26 protein-coding genes, 2 tRNA genes and 1 other RNA gene are annotated in these 25,617 nt (G+C 35.6%); 18 read left to right on the top strand and 11 right to left on the bottom strand.

Going from position 1 to position 25,617, the window contains the following annotated elements; translation table 11 throughout:
* Window positions 1–5 precede the first annotated feature (5 nt).
* Window positions 6–1,463, bottom strand: coding sequence for a mannose-1-phosphate guanylyltransferase/mannose-6-phosphate isomerase (locus AC6EIW_RS07015; protein WP_498519968.1), 1,458 nt, complete (start codon window positions 1,461–1,463; stop codon window positions 6–8).
* Between the two features lie 52 nt (window positions 1,464–1,515).
* Complete coding sequence (rimM, locus tag AC6EIW_RS07010; protein ID WP_498519967.1) at window positions 1,516–2,046, bottom strand: ribosome maturation factor RimM; 531 nt, start codon at window positions 2,044–2,046, stop codon at window positions 1,516–1,518.
* A gap of 45 nt (window positions 2,047–2,091) precedes the next feature.
* Between rimM and AC6EIW_RS07005 the strand changes: the two genes are divergently transcribed.
* Window positions 2,092–2,277 (top strand): NAD(P)H dehydrogenase subunit NdhS, encoded by a 186-nt coding sequence (locus AC6EIW_RS07005; protein ID WP_498461625.1) that lies wholly within the window; start codon window positions 2,092–2,094, stop codon window positions 2,275–2,277.
* Window positions 2,278–2,304: 27 nt separating this feature from the next.
* Here the strand turns inward: AC6EIW_RS07005 and rnc are convergent, their stop codons facing one another.
* Both rnc and rnpB read right to left on the bottom strand, forming a co-directional pair.
* The gene (rnc, locus tag AC6EIW_RS07000; RefSeq protein WP_498519966.1) at window positions 2,305–3,057 is read right to left on the bottom strand and encodes a ribonuclease III; all 753 of its coding nucleotides are present in this window, start codon (window positions 3,055–3,057) and stop codon (window positions 2,305–2,307) included.
* Between the two features lie 73 nt (window positions 3,058–3,130).
* An RNA gene (gene rnpB, locus AC6EIW_RS06995) (RNase P RNA component class A) lies at window positions 3,131–3,533 on the bottom strand.
* Between the two features lie 35 nt (window positions 3,534–3,568).
* Here rnpB and AC6EIW_RS06990 point away from each other — a divergent pair.
* The 3 genes from AC6EIW_RS06990 (at window position 3,569) to AC6EIW_RS06980 (ending at window position 4,570) form a co-directional block, all read left to right on the top strand.
* Window positions 3,569–3,642: transfer RNA gene (locus AC6EIW_RS06990), tRNA-Arg, on the top strand.
* 100 nt (window positions 3,643–3,742) lie between these two features.
* Entirely contained in the window at window positions 3,743–4,081 is a 339-nt protein-coding gene (locus tag AC6EIW_RS06985) for a DUF8670 family protein (protein ID WP_498461623.1), read from the top strand.
* A gap of 36 nt (window positions 4,082–4,117) precedes the next feature.
* A complete protein-coding gene (locus tag AC6EIW_RS06980) occupies window positions 4,118–4,570 on the top strand; it encodes a DUF8661 family protein (RefSeq protein ID WP_498519965.1) in 453 nt (150 codons plus the stop codon).
* A 4-nt stretch (window positions 4,571–4,574) separates the two neighbouring features.
* On the opposite strand, the gene AC6EIW_RS06975 is transcribed toward AC6EIW_RS06980, so the two are convergent.
* Window positions 4,575–7,094 carry a glycogen/starch/alpha-glucan phosphorylase gene (locus AC6EIW_RS06975; protein ID WP_498519964.1) on the bottom strand — a complete coding sequence of 840 codons (2,520 nt, stop codon included), beginning with the start codon at window positions 7,092–7,094 and terminating at the stop codon, window positions 4,575–4,577.
* A gap of 165 nt (window positions 7,095–7,259) precedes the next feature.
* Here AC6EIW_RS06975 and AC6EIW_RS06970 point away from each other — a divergent pair, with 165 nt between their 5' ends.
* The 5 genes from AC6EIW_RS06970 (at window position 7,260) to AC6EIW_RS06950 (ending at window position 13,236) form a co-directional block, all read left to right on the top strand.
* Window positions 7,260–8,633, top strand: coding sequence for a cation:proton antiporter (locus AC6EIW_RS06970; RefSeq protein ID WP_498519963.1), 1,374 nt, complete (start codon window positions 7,260–7,262; stop codon window positions 8,631–8,633).
* Window positions 8,634–8,749: 116 nt separating this feature from the next.
* Window positions 8,750–9,661, top strand: a complete 912-nt coding sequence (locus AC6EIW_RS06965) for an alpha/beta fold hydrolase (protein WP_498519962.1) — start codon at window positions 8,750–8,752, stop codon at window positions 9,659–9,661.
* Between the two features lie 3 nt (window positions 9,662–9,664).
* Entirely contained in the window at window positions 9,665–10,522 is an 858-nt protein-coding gene (locus tag AC6EIW_RS06960; RefSeq protein WP_498519961.1) for an aldose epimerase family protein, read from the top strand.
* A gap of 146 nt (window positions 10,523–10,668) precedes the next feature.
* The gene (locus AC6EIW_RS06955) at window positions 10,669–11,853 is read left to right on the top strand and encodes an alpha-hydroxy acid oxidase (protein ID WP_498519960.1); all 1,185 of its coding nucleotides are present in this window, start codon (window positions 10,669–10,671) and stop codon (window positions 11,851–11,853) included.
* 30 nt (window positions 11,854–11,883) lie between these two features.
* Window positions 11,884–13,236, top strand: a complete 1,353-nt coding sequence (locus AC6EIW_RS06950; protein ID WP_498519959.1) for a four-carbon acid sugar kinase family protein — start codon at window positions 11,884–11,886, stop codon at window positions 13,234–13,236.
* A gap of 26 nt (window positions 13,237–13,262) precedes the next feature.
* On the opposite strand, the gene AC6EIW_RS06945 is transcribed toward AC6EIW_RS06950, so the two are convergent.
* Window positions 13,263–14,687: an NADP-dependent isocitrate dehydrogenase gene (locus AC6EIW_RS06945; RefSeq protein ID WP_498519958.1), complete on the bottom strand. Its 1,425-nt coding sequence runs from the start codon at window positions 14,685–14,687 to the stop codon at window positions 13,263–13,265.
* Between the two features lie 79 nt (window positions 14,688–14,766).
* Between AC6EIW_RS06945 and AC6EIW_RS06940 the strand changes: the two genes are divergently transcribed.
* From AC6EIW_RS06940 to AC6EIW_RS06925, 4 genes are all read left to right on the top strand, one after another.
* Complete coding sequence (locus tag AC6EIW_RS06940; protein ID WP_498519957.1) at window positions 14,767–15,474, top strand: biliverdin-producing heme oxygenase; 708 nt, start codon at window positions 14,767–14,769, stop codon at window positions 15,472–15,474.
* Between the two features lie 158 nt (window positions 15,475–15,632).
* Window positions 15,633–16,334: a 15,16-dihydrobiliverdin:ferredoxin oxidoreductase gene (locus tag AC6EIW_RS06935; RefSeq protein ID WP_498519956.1), complete on the top strand. Its 702-nt coding sequence runs from the start codon at window positions 15,633–15,635 to the stop codon at window positions 16,332–16,334.
* A gap of 27 nt (window positions 16,335–16,361) precedes the next feature.
* On the top strand, window positions 16,362–17,138 hold the full coding sequence (locus AC6EIW_RS06930) for a phycoerythrobilin:ferredoxin oxidoreductase (protein WP_498519955.1): 777 nt from the start codon (window positions 16,362–16,364) through the stop codon (window positions 17,136–17,138).
* An 18-nt stretch (window positions 17,139–17,156) separates the two neighbouring features.
* On the top strand, window positions 17,157–17,630 hold the full coding sequence (locus AC6EIW_RS06925) for a low molecular weight protein-tyrosine-phosphatase (RefSeq protein WP_498519954.1): 474 nt from the start codon (window positions 17,157–17,159) through the stop codon (window positions 17,628–17,630).
* Here the strand turns inward: AC6EIW_RS06925 and AC6EIW_RS06920 are convergent.
* Window positions 17,620–19,170, bottom strand: coding sequence for a bifunctional pantoate--beta-alanine ligase/(d)CMP kinase (locus AC6EIW_RS06920; RefSeq protein WP_498519953.1), 1,551 nt, complete (start codon window positions 19,168–19,170; stop codon window positions 17,620–17,622). The two genes, AC6EIW_RS06925 and AC6EIW_RS06920, sit on opposite strands and share 11 nt — an antisense overlap.
* A gap of 124 nt (window positions 19,171–19,294) precedes the next feature.
* On the opposite strand from AC6EIW_RS06920, the gene purM reads away from it, so the two are divergent.
* Together purM and AC6EIW_RS06910 are read left to right on the top strand one after the other, a co-directional pair.
* Entirely contained in the window at window positions 19,295–20,332 is a 1,038-nt protein-coding gene (purM, locus tag AC6EIW_RS06915) for a phosphoribosylformylglycinamidine cyclo-ligase (protein ID WP_498519952.1), read from the top strand.
* A 171-nt stretch (window positions 20,333–20,503) separates the two neighbouring features.
* Window positions 20,504–21,136, top strand: coding sequence for a DUF8655 family protein (locus AC6EIW_RS06910; protein WP_498519951.1), 633 nt, complete (start codon window positions 20,504–20,506; stop codon window positions 21,134–21,136).
* A gap of 6 nt (window positions 21,137–21,142) precedes the next feature.
* On the opposite strand, the gene AC6EIW_RS06905 is transcribed toward AC6EIW_RS06910, so the two are convergent.
* Complete coding sequence (locus AC6EIW_RS06905) at window positions 21,143–22,114, bottom strand: aldo/keto reductase (protein WP_498519950.1); 972 nt, start codon at window positions 22,112–22,114, stop codon at window positions 21,143–21,145.
* Between the two features lie 49 nt (window positions 22,115–22,163).
* Here AC6EIW_RS06905 and AC6EIW_RS06900 point away from each other — a divergent pair, with 49 nt between their 5' ends.
* Entirely contained in the window at window positions 22,164–22,343 is a 180-nt protein-coding gene (locus AC6EIW_RS06900; RefSeq protein ID WP_498519949.1) for a DUF8639 family protein, read from the top strand.
* Window positions 22,344–22,424: 81 nt separating this feature from the next.
* Here the strand turns inward: AC6EIW_RS06900 and AC6EIW_RS06895 are convergent, their stop codons facing one another.
* Window positions 22,425–22,910 (bottom strand): hypothetical protein, encoded by a 486-nt coding sequence (locus AC6EIW_RS06895; protein WP_498519948.1) that lies wholly within the window; start codon window positions 22,908–22,910, stop codon window positions 22,425–22,427.
* Between the two features lie 251 nt (window positions 22,911–23,161).
* Window positions 23,162–23,232 (bottom strand) — tRNA-Cys (locus AC6EIW_RS06890).
* 105 nt (window positions 23,233–23,337) lie between these two features.
* On the opposite strand from AC6EIW_RS06890, the gene AC6EIW_RS06885 reads away from it, so the two are divergent.
* Together AC6EIW_RS06885 and AC6EIW_RS06880 are read left to right on the top strand one after the other, a co-directional pair.
* Window positions 23,338–24,510, top strand: a complete 1,173-nt coding sequence (locus AC6EIW_RS06885) for a lipid-A-disaccharide synthase-related protein (protein ID WP_498519947.1) — start codon at window positions 23,338–23,340, stop codon at window positions 24,508–24,510.
* A gap of 57 nt (window positions 24,511–24,567) precedes the next feature.
* The gene (locus tag AC6EIW_RS06880) at window positions 24,568–24,837 is read left to right on the top strand and encodes a DUF8658 family protein (RefSeq protein WP_498519946.1); all 270 of its coding nucleotides are present in this window, start codon (window positions 24,568–24,570) and stop codon (window positions 24,835–24,837) included.
* A 21-nt stretch (window positions 24,838–24,858) separates the two neighbouring features.
* On the opposite strand, the gene AC6EIW_RS06875 is transcribed toward AC6EIW_RS06880, so the two are convergent.
* Entirely contained in the window at window positions 24,859–25,503 is a 645-nt protein-coding gene (locus tag AC6EIW_RS06875; protein WP_498519945.1) for a ribonuclease D, read from the bottom strand.
* Window positions 25,504–25,617: the final 114 nt, after the last annotated feature.

Raw genomic sequence — 25,617 nt, 5'->3', positions numbered from 1 at the left:
TTTTATCAACTAATATTTTTTATTCTGCCGTAGGAATCTTCAAAACGGACAATATCATCTTCGTCTAAATAAGTACCACTTTGCACTTCAATAAGCTCAAGCTTCAACCTTCCTGGATTGCTTAATCTATGTTTGCAACCTAAAGGAATAAATGTACTTTCATTTTCACTTAAAAGTTGTTTTTCCCCATTCTTTTCTATCAATGCTGTTCCATTAACTACTACCCAATGTTCAGCTCTATGGTGATGCATTTGTAAAGAAAGAGAGGCTTTTGGCTTTACTTCTATCAGTTTAACTAGCCATCTTTTCCCCTCAACTATTGTAGTGTAATTTCCCCAGGGTCTATAAATTTTTCTGTGAACTTTACCTTCCGGAAAATCTGTTGAACTTAATCTTTTTATGATATTTCCAATGTTTTGAGATTGATCTTTACTTGCTACTAATATAGCGTCGCTTGTATCAACAACTATTAGATTTTCTATCCCTATTCCTATTATAAGACGCTGTTCGCTTTGTAAAAAACAGTTTTTACTTTTTTCAGCTATTATTCTCCCATTTATATAGTTACCATCATTATTTTTTTGACTGATATCCCATAAGGATTTCCAACTTCCTATGTCACTCCATCCAACATTTAATGGAAGAACCGTTCCTAATTTCGTTTTTTCCATTACAGCAATATCTAGAGATACTTTTGGACATTTCTTAAATGACTTTGGTTCTAATCTTAGAAAATCAAGATCTAATACATCTTTCTCAATAGCAATCTTGCAATAATTAATTATTTCTGGCGAAAATTTTTCTAATTCTTTTATTATCGAACTCGCTTTAAAAAGAAACATACCACTATTCCAAGTATAACGAGAATCTTTGATTAGTTTCTCGGCAAGATCTTTATTAGGTTTTTCTATGAATTTTTTTATTTCTAGTCCTTTTGTTTGATCTTCTTGATTAGGTGATTCTTTGGCTTCAATATAACCGTAACCTGTTTCTGCGCATGTTGGAATGATACCAAAAGTCACTAGTCTGCCTTTATTTGCATATGTTTTTGCTGATTGAATTACTCTTTTGAATTCATCGATATTTTCTATTAAATGATCCGCCGCTAAAATTAAAAGCAAAGGATCTTTACCTAAAGAAATTGCTTGAAGCGCAGCCACAGCTATCGCTGGAGCAGTATTTCGACCTTCTGGTTCGAGAATAATTGCTTGGGGAGTTGTATTTAGTTCTCTAAATTGCTCTGCAACTATAAATCTATGATCTTCGTTACATATCAAAATCGGTTTTTCAAGACCCTCTAAACCTAGAAGCCTTTCATAAGTGCTTTGTAAAAGAGTTTGTTTCTTTCGTGAATCTAGTGCTAGAAACTGCTTTGGATAACTTTCTCTTGAAAGTGGCCACAATCTTGTTCCTGATCCTCCACTGAGAATTACAGGAATTATTGAGTTAGGATTTATTTCCATGAAGAAATTTGTAAACCATTCTTGAAGCAATGATTAAAAATCTGAATGATTTTTAGAGTTCCAATAAGCCTGGGGGTGGATTGATGAGCAGCCATTTTTCTTTGATTTCTATTTCTGGGATAATTTCTTTTACAAAAGGTACCAAAACTTTTTTACCTTCTAACAACTCTATCTCTAGGAGGTCGTTCCCTCCCTTGATTAAGTCAGTTACATAACCAATTAAAGTTTTTTTTGGACCTTTTCTTGCTTCTAAACCAATCAAATCAAAATAATGGTACTCATCTTGACTCAATTTTGGTCTGCTATCTATTGGTATGACTAATTTCCATCCAACAATTTTCTCTGCTGAACTCCTATTAGATACTTCTTCGATAGAGAGTACATAGATTGATTTACCTGGAATAAGCGTTCCTTTCGTTAAATTAATTTCCGTGGGCAATTCGTTATTTTTTTGAATCCAACGTTTTCCCGGTTTTGTAAACCTCTCAGGAAATTCACTGCTAGGTTTGATTCGAATATCGCCTTTTAAACCCTGCGGAGCAACAATTTCACCAATTGACATCCATTTATCTTTTTCGATCATTCTTATAAGTAGACTTTTTAGAAGTTTATTTTAATATGTTTAATTATGACTGATTCAAAAGACCTTATTCTCCCTGGGACAACAGTAACTGTAAATAACCAAGAGTCAATTTATAATGGTTACGAAGGCTTTGTTCAAAGAATAAGTGGTAATAAAGCGGCGGTGCTTTTTGAGGGTGGTAATTGGGATAAATTATTGACACTACCTTTAAAAGATCTTGTTAAAAGTTAATGAATACTTTGCAAACTAATTACATTGTTACTTTCTGACTTGCTTAATAAAATTATCATCAAGTTGCTTTAGAGCTTTCTTTGCGGCATCTTTCTCTGCTTGTTTGATTGACTTTCCCATGCCTTCTGCTATTGATAGATTTTTGATATAAACAGTGCAAAAAAATCGTTTTGGATTGTCATGCTTTTTATCTACTTCAATTGTTTTATAAACGGGCATAGATAATCCTTCACTTTGGGTCAATTCTTGAAGAGCTGATTTGTAATTTTTCTTGTGAGGATCAGCTAGAACTTCTTTACTAGTTTCATCCCAGAATGGAAGAAGCCAATTTTTTATAGGATCTAGAAGAGCAAGACTTTCATACAAAGCTCCTATTAATGCCTCAGTTGCCTCTGCTTGAATAGTTGCATTTGCTGATTTATCTCTGATTGCTTTCTTGCCAATTAATAATACACTTTTTATGTTTATTTTATTACCAACTTCCGTTAACCACTGATCACTTACAAGATGAGAACGAAGTTCAGACCTTTCTCCAACTTGCATATATGGATATTTATTTTTTATGAAATCTGATGCAATCAGTCTTAATACTGCATCTCCAAGAAATTCAAGATTCTCATAATTAATTTCATTATTCGCTGAACTATGTGTTAGTGATTCATTAATATATAAAATATTCTTTATTTTTTTTTTGGTAAATTCTTTTTGATATTTTGGATCTAGATTGAGATCTTTTAAAAAATTAATTATCTCTTCTATTCTTTGAATTGAAATTTGCATAATTATTTAAAGCAAATAATTTAATTTATGAAAAAATAGGGATTGCCTGAAATTTCTTTGTGTTTGATTAATTAAGTGAAAGCAGGTCATAAGCCGGGTTCTGTTCATTCTTCTTTCTTTAGAAAGTGAATGGGTAATCATCTATCTGGGACTAACGTTGCCGATAGCCTCGAGCGGCTCTCCTTGGGGACAAGGTCTATGGCCATCCAGAGTCCCCCGCCTTGCTCCTAGCCGGGGTTTACCTAGCCAGCACCTCTCGATGCTGCTGGTGCGCTCTTACCGCACCTTTGCACCCTTGCCGCGCTTGTTGGGATTTCCCCATTAAGCATTAGGCGGTGTGTTTCTGTGGCACTATCCTCACGGTCACCCGCACTGGGAATTACCCAGCAAGCCTGGCCAAATAGGAGCCCGGACTTTCCTCAATCAATGCTTCAGCTTTTTGCTGAAGTTCAATTGCGATCACCTCCCCTGCTTTCCACTCCATCATGCCTCAAGGCATAATTAATTTCAGGGGGCTGTAGCTCAGTTGGATAGAGCGACGGTTTCCTAAACCGTAGGTCGTGGGTTCGAGTCCCGCCAGCCCCGTGCGAAAAAGGAATTAAAACTAAAAATATGTAGTCCTATATGTGGTGGGTGTGCAAAATCCTTACTCTCTCGCTAGCGTTGATGTAGTGAATCAGTCAAGATGGCCCAGCTTCACGATCTTCGCTTGCGATTACTTGTTCAACAAGAGAGTGAGCAAATATCTAAATCGCAACCAAGTGATTTAGATTTATCAATTGTTCAAGCTAGATGCTTATGTTGGTTAACACTTTTGGCTGAAGCACACGAAGATCAAGCTAATGATGCAGAAGGAAGAGGTGATACAGAACAAGCCATGGGATGGTTCGCAGACTCAATGAGATTACGTGATGTCATTCAAGTGGTTACAAGCGTTGAAATACCTTTGCCTGAAAGCTCGGATGCTGATAATAATGATGTCGAAGGAGACTTCTTTAATGATGAGCCCCCTATGAGGGCCTAAAAAATGCAATCATGGTTATGAGCTGCCTTGATCAAGGTGCCTGAAGAACCATGCCAATGTCCAGATTGCCAAAGATTTTATCGGGAACATGATCGTTTGATTAGAGAATTTCCCACTTTGCGTAAACAACAAGAGATTAATTGGGCTGCTCTTCAATCTTTTAGAACATTATGTGGAAGAGTTTTAGAAGAGTTGCAAAAAAAAATTAATTCAAATTCATCCAATAAATCTGAGGAAAATAGTCACATAGGGTCTATTGAGAAAAAAGATAAATCTATTACACATGTAATCTCTGATCTAGAGAATGTTAATGCTCATCTATATTCCATTGAGGCTTTAATGGAAAGAGTTTTCGATGTTAAAGTTTCCGAGGAAGTTGAGGATATATTTAGAGAGGTTGCTGGTGAACTGGCTCCAGACCCGTTAAATATTGACAGATTAAGATTAAATAGATTATTGCATCAAACCCCTGACTTGCCTGAAAAGTAGGGATTTATTTTTCACAACTTATTTCTACTGGTAACGGTTTAACTTTCCAGATAGATTTACAATATTCCCTAATAGATCTGTCTGATGAGAAAAAACCTGATCTTGCAGTATTTAATAATGCCATGCGATTCCATTTTTGACTCTTTTTCCAGGCCTTACTAACCTCATCTTGTGCACGAAGGTAATCATCAAAATCTGCCATAACAAAGAAAGGATCATTCCCAGTCAAAATATTAATTATCGGTTTAAATAGCTCACTATCACCATTACTAAAATGCCCAACTTCTATTAATTTTAGAGTCTCTTGTAGTTCATTTGATTTGGAAATAAAGTTATTTGGACGATACCCTTGGTCTCTTAATTCCATGATCTCTGACTCTGTTTTTCCAAACAAAAAGAAGTTTTCTTCTCCTACTCTTTCTCTGATTTCTACATTTGCTCCATCAAGGGTTCCAATTGTTAAGGCACCATTCATGGCGAATTTCATATTTCCAGTTCCTGAAGCTTCTTTGCCAGCAGTTGAAATTTGTTCGGAAAGATCAGTCGCTGGATATACTTGCTCTCCTAGTTTTACATTGTAATCAGGCAGAAAAACTACCCTTAGTAATCCCTCCATATCTGGATCTGCATTAACTACATCAGCTATGCCATTTATGAATCGAATCATTAATTTCGCCATGAAATAACCTGGCGCAGCTTTACCCCCAAAAATGATCGTACGGGGTGCAATATTTTTTGTTAATCCATTTTTAATCCTCAGATATTGAGCAATGACTTGCAAAGCATTTAAATGCTGTCTTTTATATTGGTGAATTCTTTTAACTTGAACATCAAATAAACTCGATGGATCAACAAGAACACCAGTTTGTCGATGTATGTAACCAGCAAGTTTTCTTTTGCCAGATAATTTGGCTGAAGCAAACAGATCTAAAAAATTAGAGTCATTTTCTTTTTTTTCTAATTCACGTAATAGATCCATATTGGTAATCCAATTGGGACCAATTTCTTTGTCAAGAAGTTTAGAAAGTTCAGGATTTGCTAGAGCAACCCATCTACGAGGGGTTACTCCGTTTGTGACGTTGGTGAATTTTTCAGGCCACAGATCTGCAAATTCAGGTAGTAATTGCCTCTTGATTAAATCTGAATGTAATGCAGCTACTCCATTTACATGATGTGCTCCAATTGTCGCTAAATGAGCCATTCGTATGGCTTTTCCACCCTCTTCATCAATAATTGAAAGTTTACGTAAAATCGAATCGTTTCCTGGATACTTAAGTCTTACTTGTTGTAGAAATCTCCTGTTTATCTCATATATAAGTTCCAGATGCCTGGGTAATAAATTTCTAAAAAGGCTGAGGTCCCATTTCTCAAGAGCTTCAGGTAGCAAAGTATGGTTTGTGTAAGCAACAGATCTATTAGTGATTTCCCAGGCTTTATCCCAATCCAATCGATGTTGATCGATTAAAAGTCTCATTAACTCAGCGACAGCAATTGCTGGATGGGTGTCATTAAGTTGAACAGTCCAATGATCTGGAAATTCATCGACAGGTATTGATCGCTTTTCTAAACTTCTCAGCATATCTTGAAGAGAACAACTTACAAAAAAGTGCTGTTGCTTCAAGCGCAATCTTCTTCCTTCATCAGTTCCATCATTCGGATATAACACCTTTGAAAGGGTTTCTGAGGCTACTTTCTCTTCAACAGCACCGTAGTAATCTCCAATGTTGAAAGCATAAAAATCAAAACTTTCGGTTGCATCAGCTCTCCATAACCTCAAGCGATCACAACTGTTAACTCGATAACCAAGTACAGGTACATCATGTGGAACACCTATCGCATGTTCGCTTGGAATCCATCTCGATCGATAATTTCCATTATCGTCTGTGTAACTCTCTGTCTGTCCACCAAAACCGACTAAACAAGCTTCGTCTGGTTGTGGCAATTCCCAAGGCCACCCTCCTTTCAGCCATTTATCAGTAACTTCCACTTGCCAACCATCTCTGATTAATTGGTTGAAAATGCCAAATTCGTACCTTATTCCATAACCAACCGCAGGGACCTGAAGACTTGCGAGTGACTCCATATAGCAAGCTGCCAGTCTACCCAAACCTCCATTTCCAAGTCCAGGCTCTTCCTCGACTTCCAAAATGTCATTTAGAGATTCAATTCCAAACCTTTTAAGAGCTTCTTCTGCTTCTTTTTTTATCCCTAGATTTAACAAATTATTATTTAGTTGAGGTCCTATCAGAAATTCAGCGGAAAGATATGCGACTGTTTTTTGAGGTCTTGCTCGTATTGTCTCCTGACTTGTGAGATATCTGCTCATCAATCTGTCTCTAACAGCAAAACTTAAAGCCATGTAGAGATCTCGAAGACTTGCGGATGTAGCGAGTTTGCCGAGAGTGAAAAAAAGATGCTCAGTCATTCCATCGAAGACTGCATCAGCATCCATGCCTGCCCTAACAGGATCTGCATAGCATCCTGGGGTCGGCAGACGCAGATCTATAGACTGGGAGCTGCTCATAAAGGCATCAAATGTCTTTGGACGCTAGCCAATATCGACCCAGTAAGCTGTTAGTAACTTCAGATCCACACCTTATTGATTAAGTCACCTTTGATACTTAAACCAAACAGGCCCCATGATTAGGTAATTTATGTCATGTAAGTAAAGGCTTTTTCTGGACCCCTGATGGTATTAACTCCTTTAGTCTCTGTACTAAATACACATGATGTAGAGGTCGCGGAAACTCTAATTGGGGTCATTAACTTCTTAATGATTTTCGTGGCTGCAAGGACTTTGGCAGAAATCTTAGTGCGACTAAGTTTGCCTACAATTGTTGGAGAACTTCTTGCAGGGGTTTTAATTGGTGCCTCAGGATTACATCTTTTATTGCCGCCCAGTGCACATGCTGAATTAAATCAAGGCTTTGTATCTCTGATAAGTTCTCTTGCATCAATACCAAAAGAAGCAGTTCCGGATATCTATTTTGAAACTTTTCCTTCATTACAGGCAGTCGCAACATTAGGGCTTTATGCATTGCTATTTCTTACTGGTTTAGAGAGTGAATTAGAAGAATTAGTGGCAGTGGGAGCACAAGCCTTCACAGTTGCAATGGCAGGAGTGATTTTGCCATTCGCTTTTGGAACCTTTGGATTAATGTTTATTTTCCAAGTAGATATTATTCCTGCGATATTTGCTGGTGCATCCATGACAGCTACGAGCATAGGGATAACAGCAAGTGTTTTTGGTGAGCTTGGATATTTAAAAACGCGTGAGGGTCAGATTGTTATCGGTGCAGCCGTGCTGGATGACATTCTTGGAATTGTGATTCTTGCCGTTGTAGTTGCTCTTGCGACAGGGGGTTCGCTTCAAATAGCACCTATTGTCAAGTTGGTATTGGCTGCAACTGTTTTTGTCATTGCTGCAATTGCCTTGAGTAGAACAGCCGCTCCAGCTTTTGATTGGTTATTAGAAAGGCTAAAAGCGCCAGGTGCGGTTGTAGTCGCATCTTTTGTGATATTGGTTTTAAGTTGTTTCATTGCCACTGCAATTGGTCTAGAAGCAGCATTAGGGGCTTTCGCAGCAGGGTTGATTCTCAGTAGCTCAAAGAATAATCACGCCATACAACAATCTGTTTTGCCCTTGGTTTCACTATTCGCAACAATTTTTTTCGTATTAGTTGGTGCTGGAATGGATCTTTCAGTAATCAACCCTTTAGATCCCGAGAGTCGATCTGCTTTAGTTGTGGCAGGTTTCCTTTTTCTTGTCGCAATTGTTGGAAAAATTGCAGCTGGATGGTCATTTATTATTGATAAACCAACAAATCGATTAGTTGTTGGTTTGGGAATGATGCCTAGAGGAGAAGTTGGATTGATTTTTCTTGGCTTGGGAACAAGTGCTGGTTTGCTTACCCCCTCTCTGGAGGCTGCGATTTTGTTGATGGTCATTGGAACAACATTTTTGGCTCCTGTTCTACTTAGAGTTGTCCTGAAGGATAAGCCACCTTCAGGAGGTAATTCCATTCCTGATGAGGTTGCTGCGGATCCGGTGGGGTTAGTCTGAAAATTTTTAAATTGCTAATTTTTTTAGGTGAGGAAATTTCGAAAAAAAGAAATAAAATTACCAATCTATTCTTATCAATGATTTACTAAAATTAGTCAGATCGGGTTTATTCTTAAATGGTTTCCTCAGTAGTAGAAAAAAATCTTTCTGAATGGAAATTCTTAGGACATTATGTTCACAGTTTGAGCATTATACCTGCTTCGCACAAAAACAAGACTGACAAGGAAAAAGGGCCGGCGATTCTTTTAATACATGGCTTTGGTGCATCAACAAAACATTGGAGGCATAACTTACCGGTACTCGGGAAGCAGTATGAAGTTCATGCCTTGGATCTTCTGGGCTTTGGTAAAAGTTCTAAACCCGGAGGTCTTTCTTATGGAGGTCCGCTTTGGAGAGATCAAATAGTCTCGTACGTAAAAGAAAACATTCGGAGACCCACAATTCTTGTGGGCAACTCTCTTGGGGGATATGCAGCGCTTGCTAGTGGCGCTGCATTAGGTACTGATGCAGCAGGTGTTGTGTTATTGAATGCAGCTGGTTATTTTAGTGAAGACAAAAAGCCGACTAAAGGATTTTGGGCTACTGCTAGAAAAACTGTTGCTGGGATCTTTCTCAAAAATATCTTATTGCAAAGGATAATTTTTGAGAACCTCAGACAGCCCTCGACGATTAAACGTACCTTGAAGCAAGTCTATATAGACACATCGAACGTTGATGATGAATTGGTAGAAGCTATCCGAAAACCATCTTTGGATGCTGGGGCTTTCAATGTATTCAAAAGTGTTTTTGATCCTGCAGGACCTCAGGGAAGACCACTGGATGAATTGTTTGCTCAGTTGAAAGCACCATTATTACTGCTTTGGGGCAATCGAGACCCTTGGATGAATGCACCTGGTAAACGAGCGACCTATAAAAAACACACCCCAGTAAATACAAAAGAAGTTGTTTTAGATGCTGGTCATTGTCCTCATGATGAAGTTCCAGATCAGGTTAATTCCGCTCTCTTAGAATGGATTGATGAGCTTTAACTCATGTCCATAAGTTTTTCGAAGAGGATAAACCCTTATCCTCATTGGGAATACTCAAATACTGAATGTGATTCATCCATAAGAATTGTTCCTGAAAGAGGAGGCTTGATTACTGAATGGCGAAGTGAAGGCAAAGACCTTTTGTATTTTGATTTAGATCGTTTTCTGGATGAAGACAAAAGTGTCAGAGGTGGAATACCTATCCTTTTCCCCATCTGTGGAGATTTATCTGAGAGTTATTTGATTGGTGGTAATAAGCATTGTTTGAAACAGCACGGATTCGCAAGAGATTTACCTTGGTCAATTCATTTATTAGGAGATAAATTAGGAATCAGATTAAAGCTAGTTGATACAAAGGATTCGCTGTCTTGTTTCCCTTTCTTTTTTACCTTATTGATGGACGTTTCCTTGCAAGAAAAAGCTCTACACATATCTGTTAAGATTTACAATCAGAGTCGAGACTGTATGCCCTTTAGTTTTGGCCTGCATCCATACTTTCAAGTTTCAAATTTACAAAAAATAAAGATTGACGGTTTGCCTGAAAAATGTATTGATCAAACAAATATGAAAGTTACGAATTCCTCTGACCAAATAAGAATTTTAGATAAAGGAGTTGATTTCATTTCTTATCCTTCTAGTTCGGTTAAACTATACGATTCTCAATCTAGAAACGTAATTGAATTAATTCACCAAGACCCAATGGATACAACTGTAATATGGACTGATCCACCAAGGAAAATGGTTTGTCTTGAGCCTTGGACTAGTCCAAGGAATTCATTGGTAACTGGAGATCGAAAACTTGAAATTCAACCAGAAGAATATACTGAATTATTTACTACTTTTAAGTATAATTCTTTTTAGTTATCTAACTATTACCGCGTATAATTTGTAACTAATTAAATTTTAATTTATAATTTTTGTATGACAAATATTTCAATATTTTTTTTCGTTTTTGCATCTATGATCAATATATTATAGATTCATCATTCATGAATTTGTGATGAATAATGTTAGGAGCAGATGTTTCCTCTCCAGGCGTACTTAATATAGAGGACCTCAGGTCTAGAGCAAAGAATCGTCTACCGGCGATGGTTTTTAACTATATAGATAGTGGTGCAGATAGAGAACAGACACTTTCACAAAATTGCAACGCATATAATGAAATTCTATTTAGACCTAGATGTGCTGTTTCTGTTCCATCGTGTGATCTTGGAATATCTGTTTTAGATCAGAAATTTCATCTTCCTTTCTTGTTGGGACCAGTAGGGAGTAGCAGGATGTTTTATCCCCAAGGAGAAGTGGTTGCGGCTAGAGAGGCAGGAAAAGCCGGAACAGGTTATACATTGTCGACTCTCTCAGGTTGCTTATTGGAGGATGTTAAAGCGGCTACAAACGGTCCAGCTTGGTATCAGCTTTATTTGCTAGGTGGTAAAGAAGTCGCGTTAAAAACAATTGCTAGAGCTAAAGAGTCAGGATTCTCAGCAATAGTCGTAACTATTGATACGCCCGTATCTGGTTTAAGGGAAAGAGATATGCGATCAGGAACACAACAGCTTTTATCAATGAATCCTTTTGAAATGCTTCCATATATTCCTCAAATCTTAGTTAAACCATGCTGGATGATTCAATGGTTAAGTGATGGCGGCTTAATGAGCTTTCCAAATGTTCAACTTGATGATGGCCCTATGAGATATACGGCAATTGGACCTGCTTTAGAGCAATCAGTTGTTACTTGGGAGGATCTTCAATGGATACGCGAAGCGTGGGGTGGAAAAATTATTGTTAAAGGAATACATATCGGTGATGACGCAAAAAAAGCTGTAGAGCTAGGTGCTGATGCGATCGTTATTTCTAATCATGGAGCCAGGCAACTTGATAGCGTTGCTCCCACGATCCGTGTTTTGCCAGAAGTTTTAGCTGCAGTAGATGGAAAGATAGATGTGTTGCTAGATGGAGGTATTCGCAGAGGTAGTGATGTAGTGAAAGCATTATGTCTTGGCGCGAAAGGAGTGTTGATAGGTAGAGCCTATGCGTATGGACTTGCCGCTGCAGGAGGTAAAGGTGTTGCCAGAGCTATAGAAATTCTTCAAACGGATATAGTGAGAACAATGAAACTATTAGGGTGTGGGTCTGTTGCCGATTTAAATAAGTCTTATATTCAAGTCCCTGAAAGTTGGGAGAGATACGAATAAATCGTCAATTAAATAATAGATTAATGCATTATGAAAATAATTATTTTTGATGATGATCCAACTGGATCTCAAACTGTTTATGGATGCCCGTTATTATTAAATTGGGATGAACAAACTCTAGAGGAAGCATTTCTAAAATCTTCGCCTTTGATATTTATACTCGCTAATACCAGATCTTTATCTTCTGTTTTGGCTGTCCAGAAAACTAGAGAAATATGCTCATCTATTAAAAAGTTTTTTTTAAGACAAGGGTTTTCCAAAGATGATTATTTCTACATTAGTAGAGGAGATTCAACATTACGTGGTCATGGTGTTTTAGAACCTGAAATACTTGCGGAAGAATTAGGACCATTTCATGCAACATTTCACATCCCAGCTTTTTTGGAAGGTGGAAGAACAACTGAGAACCGAATTCATTATTTAAATGGAATACCAGTTCATAAGACGGATTTTGGCCGTGATAATATTTTTGGATTTTCTACTAGTGATTTAGCTAAATGGATTGAAGAAAAAAGTTTTGGAAAGATACAGGCGGAAAATATCTTGCATATTGAAATCAAAGAATTAGACATGGCCTTTAACAATGAGGATGGCTTTAAATCTCTTTTGAGCTTTTTGTCTAAATTAGAAAATAACATTTCAGTAGTTGTTGATGCTAAATTACCTCATCATTTAGAAACCCTAGCTAGGGCGATTAAAGTAGTTTCTCGAGAAAAAAAATTTCTTTTCAGAACAGCTGCAAGCTTTATCAACTCTTTATCTGAATTACCACCTAACCCTCAAGATAATGCAGATTTAGTGTCTTTAAAATCGAAAAATAATCAGTTTGAATATAAGCCAGGTTTGATAATGGTTGGCTCTCATGTGAAATTGGCGACAGATCAATTAGAGGTTTTAATGAAAGATAATTCCTGTGAAGGTTTAGAAATACCAGTCAGTAAATTAGCTGATATTTTTGCTTTAGAAGATTCTCAAGAAGAAATCTTAAAGCTGGAGAAAATATTGTTATCGAAAATAGATGATATATTGGATATAAAAAAAGTACCTGTTTTATATACCTCCAGAAAAGAAATTAAGTTTTCTTCTTACTCCAGAAGAATGAATTTTGGATTGGAACTTGCAGAGTTTATGGCGATTCTAGTTGGAAAAATAAATAATAAGTTTGGTTATATTATTAGTAAAGGAGGTATTACAACACAACTTTTGCTTCAAAAGGGGTTGAATTTTAATCAGGTAGATTTAAAAGGTCAAATATTACCAGGATTGTCAATAGTAAAAAGTAACTCTAATCAATATGATTTACCAGTAGTTACTTTCCCAGGTAATCTAGGCGATGCGCAAACACTTCTCGAGTCATTTAGATTGATGGAGTCAAAACCTTAATTTTGGGGATTTTAAAAAATATTTAATTAAAATCTTTGAATAATTGATTTAGCAAAATCACTACAACTAAGAGGAGCTACGCGGGGTTCCATTAATCGTGCTAGATCATAAGTAACTTGTTTGTCTGAAATAGATTTGCTCAAACCATTTGTAATTAATTTTGCTGCTTCATTCCAACCTAAATATTCCAGCATCATTACTCCACTAAGTATTACTGAACCTGGATTGATTCTGTCTAAACCTGCATGTTTTGGAGCTGTTCCATGGGTGGCTTCGAAAATAGCCGCCGTATCTCCAATGTTTGCTCCTGGTGCCATCCCCAGTCCACCAACAATTGCTGCGGCCGCATCTGAAATGTAATCACCATTTAAATTGAGAGTTGCAAGGATGGAATACTCTTGAGGGCGAGTTTGAATTTGTTGAAAAATACTATCTGCGATTCGGTCATCAACCATTACCATGTCCTTCCATTTTCCATTGCCATGACTAGCACCAATGCTTGTGAGAACTGAATAAACTTCATCACAAATAGCTTTTTTTTTCTCTTCTGTTAAAGATGAATAACCTGGATCAATTAACTCAGCATTCTCCTCATTAGTGATGCCAGGATTTTTTTCTAGATTATCTAAAATCCAACTTTCTCTCTCGGTTACGCATACATTCCTGAATTCTGTGGTTGCTAATTCGTATCCCCAATCTCTGAAAGCTCCTTCAGTAAATTTCATGATATTTCCTTTATGAACTAAAGTCACGTGTCTTTTGTTCCCCTCAAGATTGAGTGCATGTTTAATCGCTCGCCTAATGTGTCTTTGACTACCACTTTTGCTAACGGGCTTAATTCCGATTCCTGATCCGTTAGGAATTTGCCTGTTTTTTAGTTTTTGGCTGGCTGGAATTATTTCATTATTGAGTTGATTAATTAATTTGATGCATTCGGGATCATCAGATTCCCATTCAATGCCCATATAGATATCCTCAGTATTTTCTCGATATACAATTACATCTAAATCTTGCGGCTTTTTATGAGGGCTTGGAGTTCCTTCGTAATATTTGCAAGGTCTAACGCATGAATATAAATCAAAAATCTGTCTTAAAGATACGTTTAAAGATCGTATCCCTCCGCCTACTGGCGTTGTTAAAGGTCCTTTGATTGCTATGCCGTAAGTTCTTATCGCTTCAAGAGTGTCATTTGGTAAGTATTGATAGGTTCCATATAAGTCGCAAGCTTCATCACCCGCATAGATTTTGAACCACTCTATGGATCTGTTTTTTCCATATGCTTTTTTAATGGCTTGATCAATTACTAATTGTGTAGCAGGCCAAATATCTATTCCTGTTCCATCACCTCGGATAAATGGAATAATTGGATTATCTGGGACTACTGGGTTTCCATCAACAAAAGTAATTTTTTGGCCTTCTGATGGGGCAATGAGCTTTTCAAAATTCGCCATAATTTTTATTCACGGATTAATAGATCTAATGTTGAGCTTATGTCTAAGTGGTAAGTTTTGATTAAATGATTTTGAACTCATGGCAGTAGCCTTGGCTAGGCAACTTCGTGAAGGGACTAAAAAGTCTCATACGATGGCTGAGAATACAGGTTTTATCAGTTGTTTTCTCAAGGGAGTAGTTGATAAGTCCTCATACAGAAATTTATTAGCTGATTTATATTTTGTTTACTCTGCGATGGAGGAGGAGATAGAAAAACTTTGTGAAAATTCTCATCCGATAATTTCTCCAATTGGATTTAAAGAGCTTTTTCGCAAGGAAAAATTAGAACAAGATCTTTCGTTCTACTTTGGTAGTAAGTGGTCGGAATTGGTAAAACCCTCTAAGCCAGCTGTTGAATATGAAGCAAGAATTAGGCAAATTGCTAAAGATAATCCAGAACTTTTAATTGGGCATCATTACAGCAGATATATAGGTGACTTATCTGGGGGACAGCTTTTGAAAACCATCACTAAAAAAGCCATGAATCTTCCTGGGGATGAGGGACTTAGCTTTTATATTTTTGAGGACATTAGAGATGAAAAAGAATTTAAAATCAAGTATCGAAATACCTTGGATAATCTTCCGATTGATCAAAAGATAGCAGATTCAATTATTGAAGAAGCTAATAGATCTTTTAAATACAATATGGATATTTTTAATGAATTAGAAGGAAATTTAATTGCTGCTATTGGAAAAGTTTTATTTAGATTTTTTGCAAATAAAAAGCGAAAAGGTAGTACTGAGTAATGAAATTAATTTTTTCTAAAGATTATTCCTTTCTTTAAATTCAGTATCTATTAAGATATCTATTAGAATAGTAAAAATGTTTGAATTTATTCGTTTTAACTGATTTAATCACTTACATAGAAAGAAAATTATTAAATCCTCTGAGGAGATGACTATATATGTTTGATGATCTTTTAAGTGAATTAAATAAAAATATTCTTGATCATGGCGGTCAGAATTTGATGGTTCCGGATGAATTTTGTGAACGCGTTTCTATAAAAGGCAATCATAAACTGAATAGCTGGTTATGGGATGTTCCTGGATTTCGAAGATGGAGAGTGACCAGATTAGATGCAGGAGATCGTCTTCAAGTATTAAATTCAGTTGCTTATCCGAATGATCAAAATGATATGCCAATTATGGGCATTGATCTTTTATGGTTTGAGAAAAAAGAAAAGCTAGTTGCTATTCTGGACTTTCAGCCTCTTGTTCAAGATAAAGAATATTTTGATAGGTACTTTGATGGCTTAAAAAGTATAAAAAAATCTTTTAATGAGTTTAATTCTGATATGAATAGTAATATATATGATCCAAGTAAGTACTTCTCTCCATGGGCTTTATTTTGCAAAGGTGGTTATTTTGAAGCAGACAAAATTTTACCAAAAGTTTTTAGTTCTTTTCTTAAATGTTATTGGTTTAATCTCGATTTATCTAAAGTTAATGAAAATTATATTAAATCGCAGGAGATAAGCTTATTGCATATGGATTATAATAAATATAGTGCTGAAAAAGATCCTGCTCATGGTTTGTTTTCTGGCTTTTTTGGCAAAGAATGGTCAGAGAAATATATGAATGAATTTTTATTTCCTTTAACCCTATAAACGTTAATTCTACATTTTTATTCTTAAATGCAAAGTAACCGAAATAATAGTCTTGCCCCTATTTCGATAAGTAATTGGCGTTGGGCTTATTTCTTAGATGAAACTATTAAGAAGTTTTCTATTTTTGGACCTAATCCTTATCCGATAAATAATGCTTTTCTTTTCAAAGAATCATTATTTGGGTCAAGTTCTAATCCTAAAAAAGTTATTTTGGAAACATGGGGTCTTAAGACGGAAAAAATACGACAGGCTAGATGTGCTTGCCTACAAGCTGGTGAAATCACTTCTGTCATGAATTTGGTAATCTCACCTTTCAATAATTATGATTTACCTTTTTTTGGAGCCGATTTTGTAACACTTCCAAATGGTCATCTTATTGCTTTAGATCTTCAACCTGCTTTAAAAGACGATATAAATCATACTCAACATGTTTGGGATAAGTTAAAACCTATACATGCTAATTGGCAATCAAAACTACCAACAGGAGGTGATATTCCTTCTGAGGCTATTCAATATTTTTCTCCTGCTTTTCTTTGGTCTAGAATTCCATTAGGAGAAGAAGGAGATAAATTAATTAGTCAGATAATTAAACCTGCTTTTGTTGAATACTTGAATTGTTTCTTTGATTTAGTGAGAGACGCAAAAATGATTTCTAAGGAAAGATCTTTTAAAATGTTAAATGGTCAAAAAGAATATATGCGATACAGGGCTGAAAAAGATCCTGCAAGAGGTATGTTAAGAGGCTTTTTTGGAGAAAAATGGACTGAAAGCTATATAAACAATATCCTTTTTGATCTAAAATAAAATAAATAAATTCAAAAAATGGCAAAAAAAATTCTCTTTGTTTGCTTGGGAAATATATGTCGTTCTCCGGCAGCAGAAGGAATTTTTAATAAAAAAATTAAAGAGAGAGATTTAGAAAATTTTTTTGTGGTTGATTCCGCAGGAACTGGTAGTTGGCATGTAGGAAATCTTCCTGATCAAAGAATGCGTACAACAGCATTATCGAGGGGAATAGAACTAACCAGTCGAGCGAGACAAATAAAAGAGAATGATTTATATGAATTTGATCATATTTTTGTTATGGATAAAGATAATCTGAATGCTGTTAAATCATTAATTAAAGATGATATGCACACTATGAATTCAAAAATAAATCTTATTTTAAGTTATTCTAAAAAATCACAATTAGATGAAGTTCCTGATCCTTATTATGGAGGTCAAAATGGATTCGACAAGGTTCTAGATTTATTGAATGATGCTATTGAAGAGTTAATAGATAGTCTTATAGATTAGGTGTTGGCCAGATTTCTTCAGGAATTTTTGATCTAAAAATATAAGTCATTTCTTCTAATACATCTTCAATATTCAGTCCATCAGTAACAAGTTCTATGGCATCTTGAGCTTTTCTTAGGGGGGCGATTGCTCTTTCTGTATCTTTTTTGTCTCTTTCTTTAATTTCTTTTTCAAGATCTTCAATGCTGGAGTATTCATAACCTCTTTTTTCTAAGTCAAGAGATCTTCGTTTTGCCCTTTCTTTTGGAGTAGCTGTTAGAAAGATTTTTACATCTGCTTCAGGGAATACAGCTGTTCCTATGTCTCTGCCTTCAGCAATCAAACCTCCATGATCTCCAATAACTTGTTGTCTTGTTGTGAGTAACTCTCTGACGAATTGTTGTTTCGCAATTTCAGAAACCATTGAAGTAACTTCTGGTGATCGTATTTTTTCTGTTACATCAGTGCTGTTAATTAATATTCTTTGCTCATCAAAACTTGAGTTTTTAAACTCTAATTTTACATCTTTTAAGATGTTTTTTATTGCAACTTGGTTATTTGGATCAATCGAATTTTTGAGTATTAACCAAGTGACTGCTCTATACATTGCACCAGTATCTAAATAAATAAAACCAAGTCTCTTTGCAAATTCTTTCGTTACTGTGCTTTTACCAGCACCAGCTGGACCATCAATTGCAATAATTGGTTTTCTATGCATAAGAAAAGTGTGATCAATGAGTCTTGTAGAACCACACCTTACTGCTGCGGCTAAAAGACATATACCATTTATATTCTTTTTTTCTTGCAATGAAAATGCATCTACGATTTTTATGTATTCGATTTCTAAATTGCTTGCTTTCAGTTTGGAGTCTATCTTTTTGAGATTTATGATCTTGTCTTTAACAAAATCATCTTTTGCTTCTTGAATTACATTGGGTAAAGCCTGAGCATTTAATCTTTCAGAATGACTTAGATAAGCATTTCTTGAACTATAAGCAAAACCACTTTGATCTCTTTGTGTAGAAAAGGATTCAATTTTTATAGGTATGGAGAGTTCTTGAAAAAGTTTTCTAATGATAAGTAATTGTTGCCAATCTTTTTCTCCAAGAATTAGTTTCTCTGGTTTGATAATTTTTATGAGACGAATAATAACGGTAGCAACTCCATCAAAATGTCCTTTTCTTTCAGCACCACATAATTGATTGTGCAAAGTTTTAGGAACTTGAATTTTGAAATGAGAATCTTCCCCTCCTGGAAAAACGTCAATATAATTTGGAGCCCAAATCGCATCTGCTCCTGCACTAAAAGCTAATTCAGAATCTCTAGTTATATTTCTAGGATATTTTTTGTAGTCTTCGCCCTTGCTAAATTGCAATGGATTGACAAAAATACTTACAAGAATGATTTGACTTTTGTTGGGTTTCCTTTTTTTAGCTTTCTTAATTAAATATTGGTGCCCAGGGTGAAGCCCTCCCATAGTGGGGATGAAAATTATTGCTGAATGTTGTTCACTAAGCCAATCTTTTAATTCAGCATTAGTTTGGAAGATTTTTTGTCCCACTATGTTGGTAAACAAATGAATTTCATAAACTTATGATTGAAATGAAATAGGTTGATTGCATACTGATTCCATATAGAGTTTCATATGAGGATTCAGATCTTTTGAACATGAAAGTTTTTTACTGATGGATTACAAAACTTCGGGAGTTGATGTTACTGCTGGAAGAGCATTTGTGGAGAAAATTAAATCATGCGTTGAAAAAACTCATAAAAGCGAAGTGATTGGAGGTTTAGGAGGTTTTGGAGGATGTATAAAAATTCCAAATGGCTATGAAAGTCCTGTATTGGTATCAGGGACTGATGGTGTTGGGACAAAATTGGAATTAGCCCAACAATATGACTGTCATTTTGGAGTTGGCATTGACCTAGTTGCAATGTGCGTGAATGATGTAATAACCAATGGCGCTAAGCCTTTATTTTTTTTGGATTACATCGCAAGTGGAACCTTGACTCCAGATGCTTTGGCAGAAGTTATAGAGGGAATTGCTGAGGGTTGTAGTAAATCTGATTGTTCTCTATTGGGAGGCGAAACGGCTGAAATGCCAGGATTCTATCCCAAAGGAAGATATGACTTAGCAGGTTTTTGTGTAGGCATCGTTGAAAATAATCACTTAATTACAGGCTCGCACATTGATTCTGAAGATCAAATTATTGGGATTAAAAGTAATGGAGTCCATAGCAACGGATTTAGTCTTGTTCGTAAAGTGCTTTCTATGGCAAATGTTGATCAAAATACTTTATATGGAAAAAATCAAAGTAACTTGATTGAATATTTGCTTAAACCAACAGCAATTTATGCTGAACTTGTTGAGAAATTGTTGATTGAAAATTTACCAATTCATGGAATGACTCATATAACTGGTGGAGGATTACCAGAAAATCTTCCTAGAGTTTTTCCTGCTGGATTAGTACCCCATATAGATATAACTAGTTGGGAAATTCCTGAAATATTTTCTTGGTTACAAAATGCTGGTGATATTCCCGAGATTGATCTTTGGAATACTTTTAATATGGGTATAGGTTTTTGTTTAATTGTTCCCAAAAATGTAGTGAATTCCGCTTTAGAAATATGTTCAAAAAATGATTTTGAAGCTTGGAATATTGGTCAAGTTGTAGACAGTTTAAATAATCCAAGGCATTTAGATATATTGGGAATTCCATGATTAAGGCACATAGCATTGGTTTATAAAATTATGTATTCCAATTTTTAATACCTTAAATTAAGGTTAAAAAAGATTTTCGATATCGGTAAAAAAATAGTAAGATGTAAAAAAACGCAAGCCGGATATTAGTTCGGGTAATGCGAAGTCAGATCTTAATTAGCTCTAAGTTCTATGCCTTTTGAAAATCAACAGCGTCTTACGCGTAGGAGAAGTTCTGCAGGTCCAACACCACCTAGAAAACCTTTAGGTGGACAAGCTGAATCGGGCATGAGACAAAATGGAGGTCCACGACCAACTTTCCTAACACTCCGAGATCATGGAAAAGTATATGTAGCTGATTTGCCAAACTTGTCTGATGGACAACTCGCTCATATTGGTAAAGAAGCTGATGAAGTCCTAACTAGTTTAGAGAGCAGAATTAATGATTTAGAACAAGAAGCAAATAATGGACAAAGAGATAATGATACATTAATCAAAGCTTCTACCAAGCATGAAGTAACTTTAAGATTTATTCGAGCAATTCAAGATGAGCAAGAACATCGAAAAAATAATCCTGCTTTAAAAGATGCAGCATCAGAGTCTTTACCACTCACATTCCTTGAAGTCGCCAGGCATAGATTGCCAGGTGCTACATTTGACTCATTGTTGAGAGAAGCCTTAGAAGCTTGTGCTAAAGATGAAAAAGAAACTGATAAAGAAATAGTTGAAAAACCCTCAAATTCACAGTCAATTCCACCAGCAAAAGTTATTACTCTTCCAACCTCTTCCGATTCAATGAAGGTGATCTTAAGTCCTGATAATTAATTTAAATTATGGACTAGTAAAAGGATTTTGAGGCATATGTGTAAGACATTTATTTCTGTAAGAATTCAGTCTTTCTTTTTCTCTGTGGGTCAGAGACCAATTAAGTGCTGAAATAGCATCTTTAGCTTGTAAGGGATTGCGAATCCCAACTATTGGTTTGGCTCCATGAGACCTTATCCAATTCAATGCCACTTGCGCTTGGGAGGCTGAATATTTTTTAGCAATATTAGTTATTTGTGCTCTCATTTCTATGGTTTTAGGAAGAATATTTTCAAATAACTTTTGTCGCAAGAATGTTCTAGGTTTAGGAGACTGATTAGGTGGAATTGTTAGTATTCCTAATGCAAGTGGACTATACGCTAAATATTCTATATCATGCTCAATACATATATTTTTAATTCTTTCATTTGCTAAAGTTGGCTTAGTTAACAATGAAAATTGCATCTGTATACTATTAATTTTTATTCCTCGTTCTTTAAGTTTTTGATATAAAAATTCTAGTCTTTTTGGACCAGTATTCGATAACCCGATTTCCTTGATTAAACCTTTTTCGTATAAATCTCCTAGGCCATTTATTAATTGCTCTTCTTGCCAAGGCGCATAACGATAAGTACTCCAATGAAGTTGTACTCTTTTCATATGTCCTTTAAGCCGCTTATTACTCTCTTGAAAAGCATAATTGAGGCCATTGCGACCAACTCGCCAGGGGAAGGGGGCGAGTTTTGTTGCAATGGTGATTTTTTTTAGTTTACTTTTTGGTAACTCTTCAAGGAAATTGCCAATCAGCTTTTCGCTTTGACCAAATAAGTTTCCTGTGCCATATGAATCTGCCGTATCAACAAGATCTAATCCACCATCAATCGCATCAAAAAAAGTTTTTTTTAGTAAAATATCATCTACCTCAGGTTTGTAGCCCCATACCAATTTATTTCCCCACGCCCAAGTGCCAAAGCCAATCCCGATTTTTTTCTTACTCATGACTTCGCGGTTGTTCTTTAACTAAAAAGCCTATTTTCAAGTATCTTACATGAATAAATTAAACAGATTGAAAGATTTCTCTGTGGAGAATAGTAAAAGTAATCACGAAAGTCAAAAAGGTAATGTAGGTGAAAATAAAATTGAAAAAGTACTATGTAATCATTGTGGAAGAACTACCAGTAATGGTATAAGGTGCCTTGGTATTTGCGTTGCAGATAATGAATATTAACTTTAAATCTCTTTATTTAAAGACCAAATCTGATAATTAATGATGAATCTTAAATAATTTTTTTAGATTTTACCTATTAAGTTACTCAATAACATCAATTATCCCCTCAGTAATATATCTTGCCATTTTTGTTATGTGCTTTCTTATTTCACCTTCTCTAATATTCCATTTTTTTGATATTTCTTTCACTTTTTTCTTTTCTTTAATGTACTCAATCATTTTATTAGCAAGGAAGACGGGAAGTTCCTGTTGGTTTTTTTCAGATAATTTTTCCCATCCTTCTTTATCTATCAGACCGATAGACTTTAAATCCTTTTGATTCGTAAAAACATATAATTCTGTGACACCTATCGCTAGATAAATCGATCCCAACTCTTCTAAAAAACTTTTAGAATTAGTACCATTTTTAAATTCATTAATTTGTTCATCTAATAAAGATATTTTTTCCGATTCTCCTTCTTTTATTGAATTTAATAATTTAAAAAAAGAACTGAATTCAATTTGATCAGTCACTGTTATATTGGTTATTGTTTTTGATATTAGTTCATGACTAATATTACTTCCCAATTTTTAAACGAATGAAATAGTAAATAAAGATATGAATATAAGATAAAACTATTTGGCATTTTGATTGGCTACCAGGTTTTCATTAGTGGTTCTTTTAAAGACTTACTGTAAGAATGTGAAAATGATCAATATTTCGATCGAGAAACAAAATCAAATTATCAATTTCTGACTCTTCTTGAAACTTGCCACTCGCTACACATGGAGCATTGTTCTGGGAGGCTTTCTCAGGAAAATTAAACGAACAATACTAAAGGCGGCACCCAGATTCGAACTGGGGATAAAGGATTTGCAATCCTCTGCCTTACCACTTGGCCATGCCGCCGAAAATGAAAAATTCATTTCCAATCCAAATCGTATCAGCCAAGCCGAACAAAATCTTTTGTTTCTTTGTAATGGACATGGAGAAGATACGATTGCCTGCCAGATCATGGAAGCATTACATGAAATTAATCCAGATGTTTCCCAAGAAGTACTCCCAATGGTTGGAGAGGGAAAAGTGTTTAACAAACTCACAACAGATTGCTGGCTTACCAAGATTGGTCCTTTAAGTTTTTTACCAAGTGGTGGATTTAGTAATCAGAGTTTTAGTGGATTAGTTTTAGATTTAAAAGCTGGATTGCTCTGGAGCCTTTGGAGGCAATGGACTGTTATTCATCGATCAGCGAGACAGGGAAGAATTATTGTTGCGGTTGGAGATTTATTACCCCTTCTTTTTGCATGGGCTAGTGGTGCTGATTATTTGTTTGTTGGCACTCCCAAAAGTGATTACACATGGACAAGCGGACCTAGATTCTCTTTGAGCGATTTTTACCATCGATTAAAAGGAACCGAGTGGGATCCATGGGAATATTGGTTGATGCGATCTAGTCGCTGCAAGATGGTTGCTGTAAGAGACAAAATCACTGCTAGAGGTTTAAGGGGGCATGGAGTGGAAGCAATTGCCCCTGGGAATCCGATGATGGATGGTCTGGCTAAGACAGAATGTCCAAGTGATTTCAAAACATATAGACGCTTGATTTTGTTATGTGGAAGTCGTTTACCTGAGGCGTATGAGAATTTTAAGAAACTTTTAATTGCGACTCAACTGATTCAAACTTCATCTCCTTTGGCAATATTTGTTCCTTTAAACTCTTCTTCAATGAGTAAAAAAATAAAATTGATAATGGTTGATTTAGGTTTCAACCCGACTGATGAATCAATAGATAAATTAGGGATATCAGAAATATGGAAAAAAAAATCCTTACTTATATTGATTGGTTTTCAACAATTCTCTTCATGGGCTAATTGGGGAGAAGTAGGAATCGCAAATGCGGGAACAGCTACAGAACAATTAGTAGGTTTAGGTATCCCATGTGTCTCTTTCCCAGGGAAAGGGCCTCAATTTAATTTCAATTTTGCTAAGCGTCAAAGTCGATTGTTGGGAGGTTCGGTGGCTATCGCAAAAGGTTATCGAACTTTCGCAAAACGAGTGGAGTTTTTATTGGATTCTGATTTTGATAGACACACCATTGGTTTAAGAGGATCTAAACGAATGGGCCCTGAGGGTGGAAGTCGCTCTTTAGCTATTAGTATTTCGACTCACTTGTCCCAGGGTTTATAGTGCGGTGTAATCTGATAAAAGATTTTTAATGAAGATTTTCTGTTCCAGCCAAAGCATATGCCTCTAATTGAAGATCATCATTATCTTAAAATTTGTGCTCAAATAGCATCATCTTTAAGCATAAGTATTGCAGCCGCTCGAAGAAAAGTAGAGGTTGCAGCGGCTAAAGAAGGGAAAAAAGAATTGCAATCAAGAAAAGAAATTGCTCAAAAGATCCTTGAGCAAACTTTTAATGAGGATCAAAAACAAACTATATCTGCCTCTGCCTCATTTGATCACTTGTTGAAGGCTCTAAAAGAAGAGGAAAATTTTATGCTTGAAGATTAATTAATCTTTTGGTTGAAAAAATTAGTGGTCAAAAATATTGGTAAATCTTCTTCTATCAAGCTCGGAAAAAATTGGTACACACTGGAAACATTTTTGCGCTAAGTCCAATCTATCTTCACGTATCAACATCTCCTCAAGTTTCTGTTTAGCCCCTAGTAAATATCTAACATCATTTGCTGCATAGATCAGTTGTTTTTGAGTTAAATCTCCAACTTTTCCCCAGTCACTGCTTTGAGCTTGCTTATCTAATTCAACTCCAACAGTTTCCATAACCACTTCTTTTAATCCGTGTCTTGGGCTGTAAGTTCTACCAATTTTACTTGCAATTTTTGTACAAAAAATTGGATTAACATCAATATTTAGATTACTTGCTAAGGCAGCCACATCAAATCTTGCAAAATGAAAGACTTTTTCAATTGTTGTTTTCTCAAGAATAGATTTTAAGTTGGGTGCTGATTGTTGGTTTTTTTCTATACGAATACAAATAACATTATCTAATTGATCACATATTTGTATTAAACATAGTCTGTCTCGGCCATGAATTAATCCCATAGCTTCAGTATCAACTGCTAATGCCAAAGATGAGCTTAAAGCAATTTTAGTTTCATTATCTATGTCTTTATCAAAGATCTTGAAGGTCGACGGTTCGTCAAGTTTTTTTGGCATAGTAGATTTAGTGGAATTTAATTAATAAGTGATTTTTTCATGATTGAATTCTAATACCTTTCATGATGAAAAATATTTAGGAAATTCATCGTTTTTATTTTTTAAAATATCTTT

This window comes from Prochlorococcus sp. MIT2308, assembly GCF_059772345.1.
Note: the sequence above shows the minus strand (reverse complement) of the source record. Positions and strands in the feature narration are given on the sequence as shown.

What these genes read in the sequence shown, in the direction of transcription:
- AC6EIW_RS06970 (WP_498519963.1), top strand. Translation starts at nt 7,260, where the DNA reads ATGGTATTAACTCCTTTAGTCTCTGTACTAAATACACATGATGTAGAG.
- AC6EIW_RS06950 (WP_498519959.1), top strand. Translation starts at nt 11,884, where the DNA reads ATGAAAATAATTATTTTTGATGATGATCCAACTGGATCTCAAACTGTT.
- AC6EIW_RS06935 (WP_498519956.1), top strand. Translation starts at nt 15,633, where the DNA reads ATGTTTGATGATCTTTTAAGTGAATTAAATAAAAATATTCTTGATCAT.
- AC6EIW_RS06945 (WP_498519958.1), bottom strand. Translation starts at nt 14,687, where the DNA reads ATGGCGAATTTTGAAAAGCTCATTGCCCCATCAGAAGGCCAAAAAATT.
- AC6EIW_RS06940 (WP_498519957.1), top strand. Translation starts at nt 14,767, where the DNA reads ATGGCAGTAGCCTTGGCTAGGCAACTTCGTGAAGGGACTAAAAAGTCT.
- AC6EIW_RS06880 (WP_498519946.1), top strand. Translation starts at nt 24,568, where the DNA reads ATGCCTCTAATTGAAGATCATCATTATCTTAAAATTTGTGCTCAAATA.
- AC6EIW_RS07015 (WP_498519968.1), bottom strand. Translation starts at nt 1,463, where the DNA reads ATGGAAATAAATCCTAACTCAATAATTCCTGTAATTCTCAGTGGAGGA.
- rnc (WP_498519966.1), bottom strand. Translation starts at nt 3,057, where the DNA reads ATGCAAATTTCAATTCAAAGAATAGAAGAGATAATTAATTTTTTAAAA.
- AC6EIW_RS06985 (WP_498461623.1), top strand. Translation starts at nt 3,743, where the DNA reads ATGGCCCAGCTTCACGATCTTCGCTTGCGATTACTTGTTCAACAAGAG.
- AC6EIW_RS06875 (WP_498519945.1), bottom strand. Translation starts at nt 25,503, where the DNA reads ATGCCAAAAAAACTTGACGAACCGTCGACCTTCAAGATCTTTGATAAA.
- AC6EIW_RS06955 (WP_498519960.1), top strand. Translation starts at nt 10,669, where the DNA reads ATGTTAGGAGCAGATGTTTCCTCTCCAGGCGTACTTAATATAGAGGAC.
- rimM (WP_498519967.1), bottom strand. Translation starts at nt 2,046, where the DNA reads ATGATCGAAAAAGATAAATGGATGTCAATTGGTGAAATTGTTGCTCCG.
- purM (WP_498519952.1), top strand. Translation starts at nt 19,295, where the DNA reads ATGGATTACAAAACTTCGGGAGTTGATGTTACTGCTGGAAGAGCATTT.
- AC6EIW_RS06930 (WP_498519955.1), top strand. Translation starts at nt 16,362, where the DNA reads ATGCAAAGTAACCGAAATAATAGTCTTGCCCCTATTTCGATAAGTAAT.
- AC6EIW_RS06960 (WP_498519961.1), top strand. Translation starts at nt 9,665, where the DNA reads ATGTCCATAAGTTTTTCGAAGAGGATAAACCCTTATCCTCATTGGGAA.
- AC6EIW_RS06900 (WP_498519949.1), top strand. Translation starts at nt 22,164, where the DNA reads ATGAATAAATTAAACAGATTGAAAGATTTCTCTGTGGAGAATAGTAAA.
- AC6EIW_RS06885 (WP_498519947.1), top strand. Translation starts at nt 23,338, where the DNA reads ATGGAAGCATTACATGAAATTAATCCAGATGTTTCCCAAGAAGTACTC.
- AC6EIW_RS06965 (WP_498519962.1), top strand. Translation starts at nt 8,750, where the DNA reads ATGGTTTCCTCAGTAGTAGAAAAAAATCTTTCTGAATGGAAATTCTTA.
- AC6EIW_RS06925 (WP_498519954.1), top strand. Translation starts at nt 17,157, where the DNA reads ATGGCAAAAAAAATTCTCTTTGTTTGCTTGGGAAATATATGTCGTTCT.
- AC6EIW_RS07005 (WP_498461625.1), top strand. Translation starts at nt 2,092, where the DNA reads ATGACTGATTCAAAAGACCTTATTCTCCCTGGGACAACAGTAACTGTA.
- AC6EIW_RS06910 (WP_498519951.1), top strand. Translation starts at nt 20,504, where the DNA reads ATGCCTTTTGAAAATCAACAGCGTCTTACGCGTAGGAGAAGTTCTGCA.
- AC6EIW_RS06905 (WP_498519950.1), bottom strand. Translation starts at nt 22,114, where the DNA reads ATGAGTAAGAAAAAAATCGGGATTGGCTTTGGCACTTGGGCGTGGGGA.
- AC6EIW_RS06975 (WP_498519964.1), bottom strand. Translation starts at nt 7,094, where the DNA reads ATGAGCAGCTCCCAGTCTATAGATCTGCGTCTGCCGACCCCAGGATGC.